Source organism: Cellulomonas xylanilytica, assembly GCF_007989805.1.
In the GTDB taxonomy this organism is placed as follows: domain Bacteria; phylum Actinomycetota; class Actinomycetes; order Actinomycetales; family Cellulomonadaceae; genus Cellulomonas; species Cellulomonas xylanilytica.
Genome location: NZ_BJUB01000019.1, coordinates 23,932 through 39,195 on the forward strand (window position 1 = coordinate 23,932; position 15,264 = coordinate 39,195).

At 73.7% G+C, this 15,264-nt stretch carries 13 protein-coding genes; 6 read left to right on the plus strand and 7 right to left on the minus strand.

The window, feature by feature from the left end; all coding sequences use genetic code 11:
• The gene (locus CXY01_RS20555; RefSeq protein WP_146931761.1) at positions 1–2,277 is read right to left on the minus strand and encodes an FdhF/YdeP family oxidoreductase; all 2,277 of its coding nucleotides are present in this window, start codon (positions 2,275–2,277) and stop codon (positions 1–3) included.
• On the minus strand, positions 2,277–3,125 hold the full coding sequence (gene fdhD, locus CXY01_RS20560) for a formate dehydrogenase accessory sulfurtransferase FdhD (RefSeq protein ID WP_146931764.1): 849 nt from the start codon (positions 3,123–3,125) through the stop codon (positions 2,277–2,279). Before fdhD ends, CXY01_RS20555 begins: the two co-directional genes overlap by 1 nt.
• A 166-nt stretch (positions 3,126–3,291) precedes the next feature.
• On the opposite strand from fdhD, the gene CXY01_RS20565 reads away from it, so the two are divergent.
• Both CXY01_RS20565 and CXY01_RS20570 read left to right on the plus strand, forming a co-directional pair.
• A complete protein-coding gene (locus tag CXY01_RS20565; protein ID WP_146931767.1) occupies positions 3,292–5,322 on the plus strand; it encodes a thioredoxin domain-containing protein in 2,031 nt (676 codons plus the stop codon).
• A 290-nt stretch (positions 5,323–5,612) separates the two neighbouring features.
• Positions 5,613–5,867: a nuclease gene (locus CXY01_RS20570; protein WP_246125523.1), complete on the plus strand. Its 255-nt coding sequence runs from the start codon at positions 5,613–5,615 to the stop codon at positions 5,865–5,867.
• An 11-nt stretch (positions 5,868–5,878) separates the two neighbouring features.
• Here the strand turns inward: CXY01_RS20570 and CXY01_RS20575 are convergent, their stop codons facing one another.
• Together CXY01_RS20575 and CXY01_RS20580 are read right to left on the minus strand one after the other, a co-directional pair.
• Positions 5,879–6,283: a four-helix bundle copper-binding protein gene (locus CXY01_RS20575; protein ID WP_146931770.1), complete on the minus strand. Its 405-nt coding sequence runs from the start codon at positions 6,281–6,283 to the stop codon at positions 5,879–5,881.
• Between the two features lie 67 nt (positions 6,284–6,350).
• Positions 6,351–7,343 (minus strand): AraC family transcriptional regulator, encoded by a 993-nt coding sequence (locus CXY01_RS20580; protein ID WP_186813497.1) that lies wholly within the window; start codon positions 7,341–7,343, stop codon positions 6,351–6,353.
• Between the two features lie 87 nt (positions 7,344–7,430).
• On the opposite strand from CXY01_RS20580, the gene CXY01_RS20585 reads away from it, so the two are divergent.
• Entirely contained in the window at positions 7,431–8,096 is a 666-nt protein-coding gene (locus CXY01_RS20585) for an NAD(P)-dependent oxidoreductase (RefSeq protein ID WP_146931773.1), read from the plus strand.
• Here CXY01_RS20585 and CXY01_RS20590 read toward each other — a convergent pair.
• From CXY01_RS20590 to CXY01_RS20600, 3 genes are all read right to left on the minus strand, one after another.
• Complete coding sequence (locus tag CXY01_RS20590; protein WP_186813498.1) at positions 8,086–10,359, minus strand: glycoside hydrolase family 95 protein; 2,274 nt, start codon at positions 10,357–10,359, stop codon at positions 8,086–8,088. The genes CXY01_RS20585 and CXY01_RS20590 overlap by 11 nt on opposite strands.
• A gap of 71 nt (positions 10,360–10,430) precedes the next feature.
• Positions 10,431–12,626, minus strand: a complete 2,196-nt coding sequence (locus CXY01_RS20595) for a rhamnogalacturonan lyase family protein (RefSeq protein ID WP_246125525.1) — start codon at positions 12,624–12,626, stop codon at positions 10,431–10,433.
• Between the two features lie 173 nt (positions 12,627–12,799).
• A complete protein-coding gene (locus tag CXY01_RS20600; RefSeq protein WP_146931783.1) occupies positions 12,800–13,165 on the minus strand; it encodes a nuclear transport factor 2 family protein in 366 nt (121 codons plus the stop codon).
• A 76-nt stretch (positions 13,166–13,241) separates the two neighbouring features.
• Between CXY01_RS20600 and CXY01_RS20605 the strand changes: the two genes are divergently transcribed.
• From CXY01_RS20605 to CXY01_RS20615, 3 genes are all read left to right on the plus strand, one after another.
• Positions 13,242–14,405 carry a serine/threonine-protein kinase gene (locus tag CXY01_RS20605; RefSeq protein WP_146931786.1) on the plus strand — a complete coding sequence of 388 codons (1,164 nt, stop codon included), beginning with the start codon at positions 13,242–13,244 and terminating at the stop codon, positions 14,403–14,405.
• On the plus strand, positions 14,402–14,878 hold the full coding sequence (locus CXY01_RS21010; protein WP_186813499.1) for a hypothetical protein: 477 nt from the start codon (positions 14,402–14,404) through the stop codon (positions 14,876–14,878). Before CXY01_RS20605 ends, CXY01_RS21010 begins: the two co-directional genes overlap by 4 nt.
• 104 nt (positions 14,879–14,982) lie before the next feature.
• Positions 14,983–15,234 (plus strand): PspC domain-containing protein, encoded by a 252-nt coding sequence (locus tag CXY01_RS20615; RefSeq protein WP_146931789.1) that lies wholly within the window; start codon positions 14,983–14,985, stop codon positions 15,232–15,234.
• Positions 15,235–15,264: the final 30 nt, after the last annotated feature.

The following is a 15,264-nucleotide window of genomic DNA, read 5'->3' on the forward strand; positions in this document are numbered from 1 at the left end:
TCAGCCGTCGGTGGCCCGCTTCTCCAACCGGACCACGATCGCCTTCGACACGGGGGTGTTGCTGCCCAGCGCCGTGCTGGCGAGCGGGATCAGGACGTTCGCCTCGGGGAAGTACGCGGCAGCGCAGCCGCGAGAGGTCGGGTACGCGACGACGCGGTAGTCGAGCAGCCGTCGCTCCGCCTCGTCAGGCCACTCGCTGTGGATGTCGACGCGGTCGCCGTCGGCCAGCCCGAGGTCGGCGAGGTCCTCGGGGTTCACGAAGACGACGTCACGGCCTCCGCGGATGCCGCGGTAGCGGTCGTTGAGGCTGTACATCGTGGTGTTGAACTGGTCGTGGGAGCGGATGGTCTGCAGGATCAGCCGGCCGGGCGGGCACTCGACCGGGATCAGGTGGTTGACCGTGAGCATGGCCTTGCCGGTCGCCGTCGGGAACGTCCTGGAGTCCCGGGGGCCGTTGGGCAGGACGAAGCCACCGGGGCGGCGGACCTGCTCGTTGAAGTCGGCGAACCCGGGCACGACGCGGGAGATCGCGTCGCGGACGGTGTCGTAGTCGCGCTCGAAGCCGGCCCAGTCGACCGGACCGTCGTCGCCGAGGACGGCCCGCGCGAGCCGGGTGATGATGGAGATCTCGGAGAGCAGCAGGTCCGACACCGGCGGCAGCGGCCCGTGGGACGCGTGCACGGCGCACACCGAGTCCTCGACGGACACGAACTGCGGTCCCGTCTCCTGCAGGTCGACGTCGGTGCGGCCGAGCGTCGGCAGGATGAGCGCCTCGGCGCCGGTGACGACGTGCGAGCGGTTGAGCTTGGTGGACACCTGCACGGTCAGGTCGGTCCCGCGCATCGCTGCCTCGGCGGCCGCGGTGTCGGAGATCGCGGCGACGAGGTTGCCGCCGAGCGCGAACCAGACCTTGACGTCGCCGCGCCGCATCGCCTCGATCGACTGCACGGAGTCGAGCCCGTGCCTGCGCGGAGGAGCGAACGAGAACTCGGCGCCGAGGGCGTCCAGGAAGCTGTCGGGCATCCGCTCCCAGATGCCCATGGTGCGGTCGCCCTGGACGTTGCTGTGCCCCCGGATGGGGGAGGCGCCGGCGCCGGGCTTGCCGATGTTCCCGCGCAGCAGCAGGAGGTTGATGATCTCCTTGATCGTGTCGACGCCCTTGCGGTGCTGCGTCAGGCCCATCGCCCACGTGATGATGACGCGGTCGGCGGCGAGGTAGCGCTCCGCCAGACGGTCCATCTCGGCCACGGTCAGACCGGTGGCGGTGACCACCTCCCGCTCGTCGAGCGTCGCGAGGTGCGCCCGCAGGGCGTCGAGACCGAGGGTGTGCTCGGCCAGGAACGCGTGGTCGAGGACGGTCCCGGGCGCGCGGTCCTCCGCCTCCAGGACGCGCCGGGAGACCCACTGGAGGAGCGCCATGTCGCCGCCGCTGCGGATCTGCAGGAACTGGTCGGCCAGGTCGGTGCCGCGGCCGACCACCCCGCGCACCGTCTGCGGGTTCTTGTACCGGCGCAGCCCCGCCTCCGGGAGGGGGTTGACGGAGACGATCGACGCGCCGTGCCGCTTGGCGTCCTCGAGCGCCGTCAGCATGCGCGGGTGGTTGGTGCCCGGGTTCTGGCCCATCACGATGATCAGGTCGGCCTGCGCGAAGTCCTCGTACGCGATGGTCGACTTCCCGACCCCCACCGTCGCGAGCATCGCCGTGCCCGTCGACTCGTGGCACATGTTCGAGCAGTCGGGCAGGTTGTTGGTGCCGAAGGCCCGCACGAACAGCTGGTAGACGAACGCCGTCTCGTTGGCCGTGCGGCCGCTGGTGTAGAAGGCCGCCTGGTCCGGGGAGTCGAGCCCGCGCAGCTTCTGGGCGATCAGCCGGAACGCGTCGACCCAGCTGATGGGGACGTAGTGGTCGCTGCCGGCCGGCTTGTGGACGGGCTCGACGAGCCTGCCCTGCTGGCCCAGCCAGTACTCCGACCGGTCGAGCAGGTCGGTGAGCGAGTGCTCGGCCCAGAACGTCGTCGGGACGGTCGCCGGGCTGGCCTCCCACGTGACCGCGCGGGCGCCGTTCTCGCAGAACTCGACCTTGTGGCGGTGCCCCGGGTCCGGCCACGCGCAGCTCATGCAGTCGAAGCCGTCCTTCTGGTTCACCTTGCTGAGCAGCGTCAGCGCGCGGCCCGGTCCCAGCCCGTCGAGCGCATAGGTCATGGCGCTCGCCACCGACGGCAGGCCGACGGCCCACGCCTCGGGCGGGTGGACGGTCAGGCGGGGCTCGCGGGCCATCAGGCGAGCACCCGTGCCTGCACACCGACGCGCTCCGGCCGCGCGTACACGACCATCGACGCTCCCCGCAGGAAGCCGACGAGCGTGATCCCGGCCTCGTGCGCGAGGTCGGCGGCGAGCGACGACGGTGCGGAGACCGCGGCGAGGACGGGGATGCCCGCCATCAGCGCCTTCTGGGTGAGCTCGAACGAGGCGCGTCCCGACACCATGAGCACCGTGCCCCGCAGCGGCAGCCGGCCGCTCGTGAGGGCCCACCCGACCACCTTGTCGACCGCGTTGTGGCGTCCGACGTCCTCCCGCACGACCAGCAGCTCACCCGTCGCACCGTCGAACAGCCCCGCGGCGTGCAGCCCACCGGTCCGGGCGAACACGTCCTGGTGCTCGCGCAGCCGGTCCGGGAACGTCGCCAGCAGGTCGGCGGGCACGGTCAGCCCGTCGTCGGCGACCGTCCAGTGCGAGTGCGTGCGGACGGCGTCGATGCTCGCCTTGCCGCACAGCCCGCAGGACGACGTCGTGAAGAAGGACCGCTCCAGGCTCGGGTCCGGTGCGGGCACGCCGCGCGCCAGGGAGACGTCGAGGACGTTGTAGGTGTTCAGGCCCTCGTCGGTCGCGCCCGCGCAGTACCGGGCGCCGGCGACGTGGTCGGCCGCCGTGACGACCCCCTCCGACACGAGGAACCCGGCCGCGAGCTCCACGTCATGACCGGGGGTCCGCATGGTGACCGCGAGCGAGCGGCCGCCCACCCGGATCTCGAGGGGCTCCTCGGCGGCGAGGACGTCCTCGGCCCGGCGAGCGCCGGTGTCGAGGTCGATGCGCGTCACCCGTCGCCGGACGGCGATTCTCTGCATCCCTCACTATCGCTCGTCGGAGCGCTGCTCGGGCCAGCGAGGCGGCCCGTGTCCGACCGGATCCCGTACCGGCTCTGTGCCTCGGAGCTCGGTCGTGCCGGGCGGCAGACTCACTCGCGGCGGCGTTGCGGTAGCCGACGTCCGGGTTCCGACGGAGGCTGGGTGGGTGCCGAACCGTCTCGCGTCCGCGACCAGCCCGTACCTGCTGCAGCACGCCGACAACCCGGTGGACTGGGTGGAGTGGGGTGACGCGGCGTTCGAGCAGGCGGCGGCCCGGGGGGTGCCGGTGCTGGTCTCGGTGGGCTACGCGGCGTGCCACTGGTGCCACGTGATGGCGCACGAGTCGTTCGAGGACGCGGCCACGGCGGCGTTCATGAACGAGCACTTCGTGTGCGTGAAGGTCGACCGCGAGGAGCGGCCGGACGTCGACGCGGTCTACATGGCGGCGACGCAGGCGATGACGGGGTCGGGCGGGTGGCCGATGACCGTGTTCACGACGCCCACGGGGGAGCCGTTCTTCTGTGGCACGTACTTCCCGCCGCGCCGGGTGCAGGGCATGCCGTCGTTCGCGGAGGTGCTCGCCAGCGTGGCGGCGGCGTGGACCACGCGTCGCGACGAGGTGGAGGCGAGCGCCGGGATCATCGCCGACGCGCTCGGCGAGCAGCAGGCACCGGGGGGTCCCGGGGTCGGACCGTCGGCCGAGGTCGTCGACCACGCGCGCGCGGGGCTGGCGACGACGTTCGACGCCGCGCGCGGCGGCTTCGGCGGTGCCCCGAAGTTCCCGCCGTCGATGGTGCTGGAGTGGCTGCTGCGCCACCACGCGCGCACCGGTGACGCGGAGGTGCTCGGGATGGCGGGGGCGACGCTCGAGGCGATGGCCCGCGGCGGCATGTACGACCAGCTGGCCGGTGGCTTCGCGCGGTACTCGGTGGACGTCGCCTGGGTGGTGCCGCACTTCGAGAAGATGCTCTACGACAACGCGCTGCTGCTGCGGGTGTACCTGCACGCGTGGCGCGCGACCGGGTCGGAGCTCGCCCGCCGCGTGGCGACCGAGACGGCACAGTGGCTGCTGGACGAGCTCCGCACGGCCGAGGGCGGGTTCGCGTCGGCCCTCGACGCCGACAGCGAGGGCCGCGAGGGCGCGTTCTACGCCTGGACCCCCGCGCAGCTGCGGGCTGTGCTCGGGGACGACGACGGTGCGTGGGCTGCCGACGTCCTGGGCGTGACGGACGAGGGGACGTTCGAGCACGGCGCCTCCGTCCTGCAGCGGCGCACGGACCCGACGGACACCGCCCGGCTGGACGACGTCCGCGCCAGGCTGCGGGCGGACCGGGAACGTCGGCCGCGGCCCGCGCGTGACGACAAGGTGGTGTCCGGGTGGAACGGGCTAGCGGTGGCCGCGCTCGCGGAGGCCGGTGCGCTGCTGGACCGCCCCGACCTCGTCGACGCCGCGGACGTGGCGGCCAGGTTCCTGCTGCGCACGCACCTGCGTCGCGCCGCGGACGGGACGGCGCGGCTGGTGCGGACCTCCCGCGACGGGGTGGCCGGCTCTGCCCCGGGGATCCTCGAGGACTACGCGCACGTCGCCGAGGGGCTCCTGGCGCTCGGCGCGGTGACGGGCGACCCGGCGTGGTCCGACGCGGCGGGGGACCTGCTGGAGACGGTGCTGGCACGCTTCGCCGCGGACGACGGGGGGCTGCGGGACACCGCCGACGACGAGACCGACGCGGTCGTGGGCCGCATCCGCGTCCTGCAGGACCCGGCCGACGGACCGACGCCGTCCGGCCAGTCCGCGGCGGCGGCGGCGCTCTTGACGTTCTCGTCGCTGACCGGTTCGCTGCGGCACCGGGAGGCGGCCGAGGCGGCCCTGCGCGGTCCGCTCCTGCTCGCCGAACGCTTCCCGAGGGCCGCCGGGGCGGCGCTCGCCGTAGTGGAGGCGCTGCTCGACGGGCCGCGCGAGGTCGCCGTCGTCGGGCCGCCCGACGACCCGGCGACGCGCGCGCTGCACGCCGTCGCGCTCCGGTCGACGGCCCCCGGGCTGGTGGTCGCGGTGGGCGCGCCGGGCGCGGACGACCCGCCCCTGCTCCGGGACCGGTCGCTCGTCGGAGGTGTCCCGGCGGCGTACGTGTGCCGCGGCTTCGTGTGCGACCTGCCCACGACCGACGCGGCCGGGCTGGCCCGTCAGCTCGGGCGGTGAGCACCCGCCGTCCGCCATCTGGTACGGCTTGACAGCATGTGGACGCGTCCGCACACTCGACGGATGGCCACCTCCAGCATCGCGCGACCTGTCGACGTCCTGTCGACGCGCCGGTGTCTGTGTCGAATGTGTCTCTGAGGACTCCGTCCTCCCGGTCCCCGCAGCTCTGAGGAGCTCCCTGCAGGCGTTCTGTTGCAGGTAGGACCTGACCCGCCGCCCTGCGGCGCAGCCCGACACCGTCCTCGACGACGGTGCGGACCGACAGCGACATCGTCCGACCTGGAGCCACCGTGCCGAACCGCACCCGTATCGACCTTCTTCCCATCCAGGAGGCCGTCGCCGCGGCCTCCCCGCGCGCCTGGCGCGACGGGATCGTGACCGCCAGCGAGCCCGGCTCGACCACAGTCGCCCTCCTGGACGGCGGCGCGACCGTGCTGACCACCCGGGCGACGCCCGCGATCGGGGAGCCCGTCGCGGTGCACCTGGTCGCCGAGGTGGTCGCGCTCGGGGGTGCGTGGTACGCCGCGCGCCCCGTGGTCGCCTAGGTGCTCAATACCTAGGCGCTCTGCATCGAGGACATCGCCGCCCGGCACGCCTCGACCATCGCGGTGCACGCCGAGGCGCAGATCCGGCAGTGCTCGGACATGTCCGCGTGCATCGCGCACTCGGCGGCGCACGCCTCACCCATCGCCATGCACGCCGTCATCATCGAGGTCATGACGCCCATGTCGTAGCCGGCAGGGCGCATCATCATCCGCATCATCGTCGTCGCGACGTCCGCGGTGCTCATGCACATCGAGGCGCAACGCCCCATGCCCTCGCCGCCGTCCGCGTCGGCGCACATCGTGGCGGCCATCGCGGCCGCGGAACACGCCTCGATGCAGTCCTGCATCATCGGCATCTGCATGCCGGTGGTCTCTGCCGTGGGCATGGACTTCATCATGTCGGCCATCATGCTCATCGCTGCTCACCCTTCGTCGCTGCCCGTCGGACCCTGGTCCCGACGACGTTACGCCGGGCCACGACGGTCACGCCACGGTCGGGAGCGGCAATCCTGTGGCCCGACGGGTCCGGCCGGGGGAGACGCCGACCTCCCGCTTGTACGCCCGGCTGAACGACGCCTCCGAGTCGTAGCCCAGCTCGGCGGCCACCTCCCGCACGGTGGCGCGACCGTAGCCGAGGCGGTCGGCGGCGACGTGCATGCGGAAGCGCGTCACGTACTGCATGGCGGGCTCCCCGACGACCTCGGTGAACCGTGCGGAGAACGCGGAGCGGGACATCGCGGCCTCGCGCGCCAGGCTCGCGACGGTCCACGGCCGGCCGGGCTCGCGGTGCACGGCGGTGATCGCCGCGCCGAGCTGAGGCTCCCGCAGGGCGCCGAGCCAGCCGGTGCTGACCTGCTGGGCGTCCAGCCAGGCGCGGATGGACTGGATCACGAGGATGTCGGCCAGCCGCGTGGTGACGGCCTCGCCGCCGGGCCGTGCGTGGGTCAGCTCGTCCGTGGTGAGCGCGAGCGTGGCGGCCATCCACGCGCCGCCCTGACGTCCGTCGACGTGCACGACCGAGGGCAGCAGGTCGAGCAGGAGCCGCGAGGCTGCCCCGTCGACGGAGAGCACGCCGCAGATCAGCTCGACGTGCGCGCCGGTGCCGGCGTGGCGCAGCACGGAGTAGCTCGGGCTGAGGAACTCCTGCGGCAGCTCGTCGACCCGGCCCATCGACGGCACGCCGGGCGCGCTGCGCAGCACGTGACCGCGGCCGTGCGGGACGAGGGCGAGGTCGCCCGGCACCAGTCGCACGGGCGGCGCGCCCTCGACCTCGACCCAGGCCTCGCCGACCGTCACCACGTGGAAGCTGACGCAGTCGCCGAACGCGGGCATGTCGACCGCCCACGGGCCGTCCGCCTCGGTGCGGCTGTAGAAGACGCCCGTGACGCGCAGGTGGTGCAGGGCCTCGCCGACGGGGTCCACCGGCGTCCAGGGCAGGTCGACGACGGTCACGATGCCTCCTGGATGATCTGCCATGGATTGGCGACGCCCCATCATAGACCGTCCAGTGCTCCGCTGGTGAGGTGGGAACCACGGATCCCCACTCACCGAAGGAGACAGATCATGAAGGTTCTCGTCGTCGGAGCGACGGGCGGCTCCGGCCGCGCCGCCGTCACCGAGCTGGTCCGCCGCGGGCACGACGTCACCGCGCTGTCGCGGCACGCGTCGTCGCTGCCCGGCGTCCGTGGGATCGACGGAGACGCCACCGACGCCGCCCTGGTCGGCCGGCTGGTCGAGGGTCAGGACGTCGTCGTCGTGACGCTCGGCATCAGCGAGAGCGCGGTCCGCGTCCGCCTGCGCGGACCGTCGGCCACGCCGCTCGACATCCGCTCGCGGGGCACCCGCACCGTGCTGACCGCGATGCGTCGGCACGGGGTGCGCCGGGTGGTGGTGCAGACGTCCTACGGCACCGGGCCGACGGGCGCCGGGCTCCCGCTGGCCACGCGGCTCGTCTTCGCCCTGCTGCTGCGGCCGCAGATCGCGGACACCGAGCGGCAGGGCGCCGAGCTGCGCGCGAGCGGGCTCGACTGGGTCGAGGTCCAGCCGGTCAACCTCACCGACGAGCCGTGGGCCGGCCCGCCCATGACGTCGACCGCCGGGGACATCGACGGCATGCGGGTCTCGCGCGCGCAGGTCGGCTGGTTCCTCGCGCAGGCGGTCGAGGACCCGACCCTGGCGCGGCAGACCGTCGCCGTGTCCGCCGGTGCGGCGGTCCCGGTCACGGTGTGAGCGTCCACGCCTCGCCGGCACGCAGGTCGAGCCGCTGCCCGGCGCCGTCGTGGCGGAGCAGGACCGTCGTGTCCTGGTCCGCCACGAGGCGCGCGGACGTGAGCGCGTGCTGGTCCCAGGCCAGGTCGACGCCCACCCCTGCGCGCGCCCGCAGCCCCCGCACCGAGCCGGACGGCCACGACGGCGGGAGCGCGGGCAGCAGGTGCAGCTCGCGCACCCCGCCGACCGTGCGGTGGGACTGGAGCAGCAGCTCGGCGACGCCCGCGGTGAAGCCGAGGTTGCCGTCCACCTGGAACGGGGGATGGGCGCAGAACAGGTTGCGGTAGACGCCGCCCAGGACGCCCGGCCCCGCGGGGCGCAGGAACGCGTCGAGCATCGCGGCCGCGCCGGCAGGATCGCGCAGCCGGGCACGCAGGTTCAGGCGCCACGCCAGCGACCAGCCCGTCGACTCGGGGCCGCGGGCGTCGAGGGTCGCCAGCGCCGCCCGGGCGAGCTCCGGCTGCTGGTCGGGGTCGATCGACGTGCCGGGGTGCACCCGGAAGAGGTGGCTCTGGTGCCGGTGGTCCGGCTCGGCGTCCGCGACGTCGGTCCGCCACTCCGCCAGGCGCCCGTCGGCTGCCACGCGCTCGGCGGGCAGCCGCTCCAGCGCCGCCGCGGCCTCCGCGACGAGGTCGGAGGGGCCGCCGAGCCGCACGACGTTCTCCAGCAGGTCGCGGGCCATCGCCAGGTCCGCGGTGGTCGACGTCGTCACGGCGGCAGGCAGGCCGTCCGGGGCGACGAAGGTGTTCTCCGGCGAGGTGGACGGCCGGGTGCCGAGCGTGCCGTCGGGCAGCTCGACCAGCCAGTCGAGGACGAACAGGGCCGCACCGTGCAGCACGGCCGGGTCCGGGTTGGTGCCGGTGAAGTCGTGGTGGTCCACCAGGTGCCGCGCGAGCCAGACGCCGCCGAACGGCCAGGACGACCAGGCCGGGTCGCCCGTGCCGTCGCCCACCGGCTCCGTGAACGCCCACGCGTCGGAGTTGTGGTGCGCCGTCCAGCCGCGGACGCCGTACCGCTCGGCCGCCGTGCGCGCGCCCGCGGTGGCCAGCTCGCCGACCCAGCGCAGCAGCGGCTCGTGGCACTCGGCCAGGTCCGTGCTGAGCGCGGGCCAGTAGTTCATCTCGGTGTTGATGTTCAGCGTGTAGTTGCACGACCAGGGCGGCCGGACGGAGTCGTTCCAGATCCCCTGCAGGTTCATGGGCAGGGTGCCCGGACGTGACCCGGCGATCAGCAGGTACCGCCCGAGGTGGAACGCGAGCGCGGCCAGCCCGGCGTCCTGGTGCCCGGCCGCGTGCCGGCGGATGCGCTCGTCGGTGGGCCGGTCGCTCGCCGTGCTCGGGAGCTCCAGGGCGACCCGCTCGAAGAGCCGTGCGTGGTCGGCGACGTGCTCGGCGCGCAGGGCTGCGGCGCCTCGGGTCGCGGCGGCCGCCGTCGTGGCCGCGGCCTGCGCGCGCAAGGCCGCCGCGTCCCCGTGCAGCGGGGTCGTCGCCCCGGCGTAGTCGGTCGCGGTCGCGACGACGACCGTCGCCCACGTCGCGTCGTGCAGCACCAGCCCCTGCGGGCTCGCGACGACGACACCGTCGGTGGCCACCTCGAGCGCGACGGCCGCGGTGATGCTGGTGCCAGGGCTGCGGTCGCGGGCCAGGTGCACGTCGGGCACGTAGTCGGGTGGGGCGTCGGACGGCAGGCGCAGCGTGGTGACCCACCGGGACCCGTCGCCGGTCGGACGGTCCAGGGGGTGCTGCGAGGTGACCCGGACGCCGAGCGGTCCGCCGGTCCACGTGCGGTGCACGACGACCACCGACGCCGGCCGGCTGACGAACGCCTCCTGGCGGCCGGACTCCCACGCGTGCCCGGCGACGCCCTCGTCGAGCCGGAGCCAGCGCTCGTACCCCGCCGGAGCCGCCTCGTCCTGCTCCAGCCAGAGGTCGACCAGCGGCTGGTAGGCCTGCACGAACCCGCCCTGCAGGCGCTGGACCTGCCGCTCCGCCTCCCGGACGTCGTCCCGGTCGAGGGCGTCCCGGGCGGCCACCAGTGCGGCGGGGCCGTCGGCGCCCGAGGCGGAGCGTGGTGCCCCCGACCAGCAGGTGTCGTCGTTGAGCTGGAGCCGCTCGCGCCCGACGCCCCCGAAGACCATCGCGCCGAGGCGCCCGTTGCCCAGCGGGAGGGCGTCGGTCCAGAGGTCCGCGGGGGCGTCGTAGCGCAGGGTGGTCTCGGTCGTCACGGGTCTCCCAGGGCTGCCGGAAGGACCGCCGCGGAGGGGCGACGGTCCTTCCGGCAGGGTAGATCAGCCGATCACGGGGTGGAGATCCTCGGCTGGGCCGGCAGCGTGAACGGCGTGCCGAGGAAGAACCCGGGGTGCGGCGGCTGGTTGTAGGCGGTGTTCTGCCACGCGATGGCGACCCGGTAGGTCTGGTCGTGCAGCAGGGTCCACACGCGTGTGCTCGTGGGTGTCGGCGTCGCGTAGATGCGCAGCCCGGAGTTGTCGGTCTTGGCCCAGATGACCTCCTCGCGCCAGTCGCCGAACAGGTCGCCCGAGAGCACCGGCGTGGACTTGGTGCCGTTGTTCGACCGCACCCCGGAGCCGGTCAGGAGGCGCGTGTCGCCGCCGGTGCCGTACTTCGAGATCTGGGTGCCGTCGAGCAGCTCCCGCGAGGTGTCCCCGTCCCACCAGGCCAGGAAGTTGGCCGACCCGGGCTTGCGGGCGACGGTCTGGCCGGCGGTGTTGCGCAGCTGCGAGTCCGACGACGACCACGACTCGGCGCCGGCGCTGCCCGACCAGATGTCGGCGGAGACGCCGCGACCGTTGTCCGAGCCGGACGGCGTGCTCCACAGGATCTGGCCCGTGCGGGCGTCCGCCATCCAGGAGTCCGGCTGGTTCGTGCTCTCCGTGACCTTGTAGTACTCGAGGCCGGGACGGCTCGGGATCAGGTCACCCACGTGCCCGGCGTCGCCGTGGCCGGTGCGGTTGTTCCACAGGCCCCGGCCGTTGTCGTCGATCGCGGCGGCGCCGTACAGAATCTCTTGCCTGCCGTCCTGGTCGACGTCCGCGACGGACAGGGAGTGGTTGCCCTGCCCGGCGTAGGTGCTGTTGCCGGAGTCGTTGGAGTCGAAGGTCCAGCGTCGGGTGAGCTGTCCGTTGCGGTAGTCCCAGGCCACGACGACCGCACGCGTGTAGTAGCCGCGGGCCATGATGATCGAGGGCCGCTGGCCGTCGAGGTACGCGGTGCCGGCGAGGAACCGGTCGACCCGGTTGCCGTAGCTGTCGCCCCAGCTGGAGACCGTGCCGCGCGGCGGGACGTAGCTGGTGGTGGCGCCGATCGCGCCCGTCTGGCCGGTGAAGACCGTGAAGTACTCGGGCCCGGCCAGGACGTAGCCGCCGGAGTTGCGGTGGTCGGCGTTCGCGTTGCCGATGACCTGACCGGTGCCCGAGCGGGTGCCGTCCGCGGTCTTCATCGCGACCTCGGCCTTGCCGTCGCCGTCGTAGTCGTAGACCTGGAACTGGGTGTAGTGGGCACCGGCCCGGATGTTGCGTCCCAGGTCGATCCGCCACAGGCGGGTGCCGTCCAGCTCGTAGGCGTCGACGAACACGTTGCCGGTCACGCCGGACTGGGAGTTGTCCTTGGCGTTGGTGGGGTCCCACTTCAGGACGACCTCGAGCTGGCCGTCACCGTCCAGGTCGCCGACGCTGCCGTCGTTGGCGACGTAGTCACCGCTGGGCTTCTGGATCGGCACGTCGAGGTAGCCGTTGCCGAACGTGAGCGACGTCGCCGACGCCGGCTGCTCGGAGCCGTTGACGACCGCGCGGACCGTGTACGTGGCGCTGGAGGACGCCCCGGCGTCGAGGTAGTTGGTCGAGTCGGTGATCGGTCCGGCGATCTTGGTGCCGCCGCGGTAGACGTTGAAGCCCGTGCTCGCCGGCTCCGTGCCCAGCAGGCGCCACTGGACCAGGTTGTTGTTGCCGGAGCGCACGCTGATGACGCCGCGGTCGAGCTTCTCGGCCTGCCACGCCCCTGCCGGCGGCTCGACGGGCGGCGTGGTGGGGTCGACCGGAGGGGTGGTGGGGTCGACCGGGGGAGTGGTGGGGTCGACGGGCGGTGTGGTCGGGTCGACCGTGCCGCCGGTGCAGACGGTGCCGTTGAGGGCGAACGACGTGGGCACCGGGTTGCTGCCCGCCCAGGAGCCGTTGAACCCGAACGAGGTGCTCGCCCCGGTGGCGATCGAGCCGTTGTAGGCCACGTTCTTCGCCGTGACCTGCGCACCGCTCTGCGTCGCGGCGGCGTTCCACGCCTGGGTGACCGTCTGGCCGGAGCCGAACGCCCATGTGAGGGTCCAGCCGGTGACCGCGTCACCGAGGTTCGTGATCTTGACGTCGGCCCCGAAGCCGTTGGACCACTGGTTGGTCACGGTGTAGTCCACCCGGCAACCTGCGGCGGCGGTCGCGGGTTGGGCGGCGGCGATCCCGACCCCGGTGGCCAGGGTGGCTGCCATCAGCCACGGGATGGTCCTGCGAGGGTGCGACATGGTGCTTCCTCCTGCGTTCACGGCCGACGTCTTCGTCGGAGGGCACGACCCAGCCCTGAGGGGAACGTAGGGACCGGCGCGTGCGGCCCACCAGGAAGTGAAACCTTTCATTGGAACGCGCTTACCGTCGATATCGTTCTCTACGACCCGCTGGGCACCAGGTACGTGCCGTGACCCTCGACCACCAGCCCGTCGGCGAAGACGAGCACCTCGTCGACCAGGCCGCCCGCCTGGTTGCGGTACGTCAGGACGAGCACGGACACCCCTGCGTACACGCGCTCCACGGTGAAGTGCAGGTCCGGCACGAGCCGGAGGCCCTCGGTCCAGTACTCGCGCAGCGCCTGCTTGCCACGCACCACACCGCCGCTGGCCGGGACCACCCGAGCGGCCGTGGGCGAGGTGAACACCACGTCGTCGTGGAAGTACGAGAGGACGGCCTCGACGTCGTGCGCGTTCCACGCCGCGACCCAGGCGGCGCCGAACGTCAGGGGATCGGGGATGCTCATCGCCGCAGTGTGCCAGCCACGAGTTCGCCCGTTCCCCGGATGCGTGGGTCATCGCGGGCGCCTAGCGTCGGATCCCATGCTGGACCACGTCAGCGAGTCGCCCCCGGGCTCGTCGGACCCGGACGATCGCCCCCTCCTGGGCGACCGCTACCGGCTCGACGGCGTCCTCGGGCGCGGTGGCATGGCCGCCGTGCACCGGGCCCACGACGTGCTGCTCGAGCGGGACGTCGCCGTCAAGGTGTTCCCCGCGGTCCACGACGGGACCGACGACCTCCTGCGCAACCGCGCCGAGATCCGCGTGCTGGCCACGCTCAGCCACCCGGGCCTGGTCACGCTGCACGACGCCGGCACCGTGCATCACGACGACGGGTCGGAGCAGGTCTACCTGGTGATGGAACTGGTCGAGGGACCGACGCTGGCCGAGCGCCTCCGGGACGGCGCCCTCGACGTCGAGCAGACCGCCCGGGTGGGCCGGGACGTCGCTGCGGCCCTCGCCACCGTGCACGAGCGCGAGATCGTGCACCGGGACATCAAGCCCGCGAACATCCTGCTGACCAGTCGTGGCGCGCTCGACGCGACGGCGCGCGGCAGCGAGCCCGCGGTCAAGCTCGCCGACTTCGGCATCGCGCGGCTCGCGGACGCCACCCGGCTGACGATGACGGGCATGACGCTCGGCACGATGAGCTACCTGAGCCCGGAGCAGGCGACGGGGTCCGAGCTCGGGCCGGCGAGCGACGTCTACGGGCTGGGCCTGGTCCTGCTGGAGTGCGCGACGGGCCGTGCCGCCTTCAGCGGCACGATGGCGGAGATGGCCACCGCACGCCTGGTCTCGCAGCCGGACATCCCGGTCGACCTCGACCCCCGGCTCGGGGACCTGCTGTCGCGCATGACCCGCATCGCGCCGCAGGAGCGGCCCGACGCCGGGGAGGTCGCGCAGGACCTCGCGGAGATCCTGGCGGGTGCGTCCGGCGAGACGCTGGTGATGCCCGCGGACGAGCCCGCCGCGGACGAGCCCGCACCGGACGAGCCTGGCCCGGTGCGCACCGGGGCACGGACGCCTCGACGGTGGGGCCGGCCCGCGCTCGTCGGGGGTGCCGTGGTCCTCCTCGTCGGCGGGGCGGTGCTGGTGGGGCAGCTGGCGAGCGAGGACGGGACCACAGCGGTCGCGCCGTCCTACCCGGCGGTCGAGGGTGCGGTGGGCGAGTCCCTCACGCAGCTGCAGGAGAGCGTCGAACCATGAGGCGCGGACTGATGTCGGCCGTCGTCCTCGGCGCGGGCCTGGCGTGCGCGGGCTGCGGTGGCACGCCGGAGCTGGCGGCCGACCGGGCCGAGGTGCTCCAGGAGTCGGTGCTCGTGGTGACGCAGGCGGCGAGCGAGGCGCGGTGGGCCGACGCGCAGGTGCTGCTGGTCGACACGCGGGCCGCGCTCGACGCCGGGGTCGACGCCGGGGAGGTGTCCACGGCGCGGTACCGCGAGGTCGACGCCGCCCTCGACCGCGTGGCGGCGGACCTCGCGGCCGCGCAGGCGGCCGCGGAGCAGGCGGCGGCCGAGCTGGCTGCCGCGCAGCAGGCCGCGGCGGAGCAGGCGGCCGCGGAGCAGGCGGCTGCCGAGCAGGCCGCCGCCGAGCAGGCCGCCGCGGAGGAGAAGGCCGGCCCGCCCGCGAAGGAACCGCCCGCACCGAAGGGCAAGGGTCAGGGCAAGGGTGGCAAGTAGGCCCCTCAGGGTCCGGTTCCGGGAGATCCCCGATGCGGCCGGTCCCCTCGCCCCGGCATGCTGAGGACGTCCGGCCACGCTGGCCGGCACGAGAGGAGCATCAGATGGGCACCATCCACGACGGCATGGCCCGGCAGGGCCTCGTCCGGCCGGTCGACGGCCGCGTGCTGGGCGGTGTGTGCGCCGGCCTGGGCCAGCGGTTCGGCATCGCACCGTTCCACGCGCGACTCCTGTTCGTCCTCATCCTGTTCGTCCTGCCCGGCAGCCAGCTGCTGATCTACCCGCTGCTGTGGATCCTCATGCCGACCGAGCACCGCGTGCAGGCTCCCGCGACCCCCGTCCCCGGACAGCTCTGAGGCCCGCCGCGACGGTGGTCGCGGCGGGCC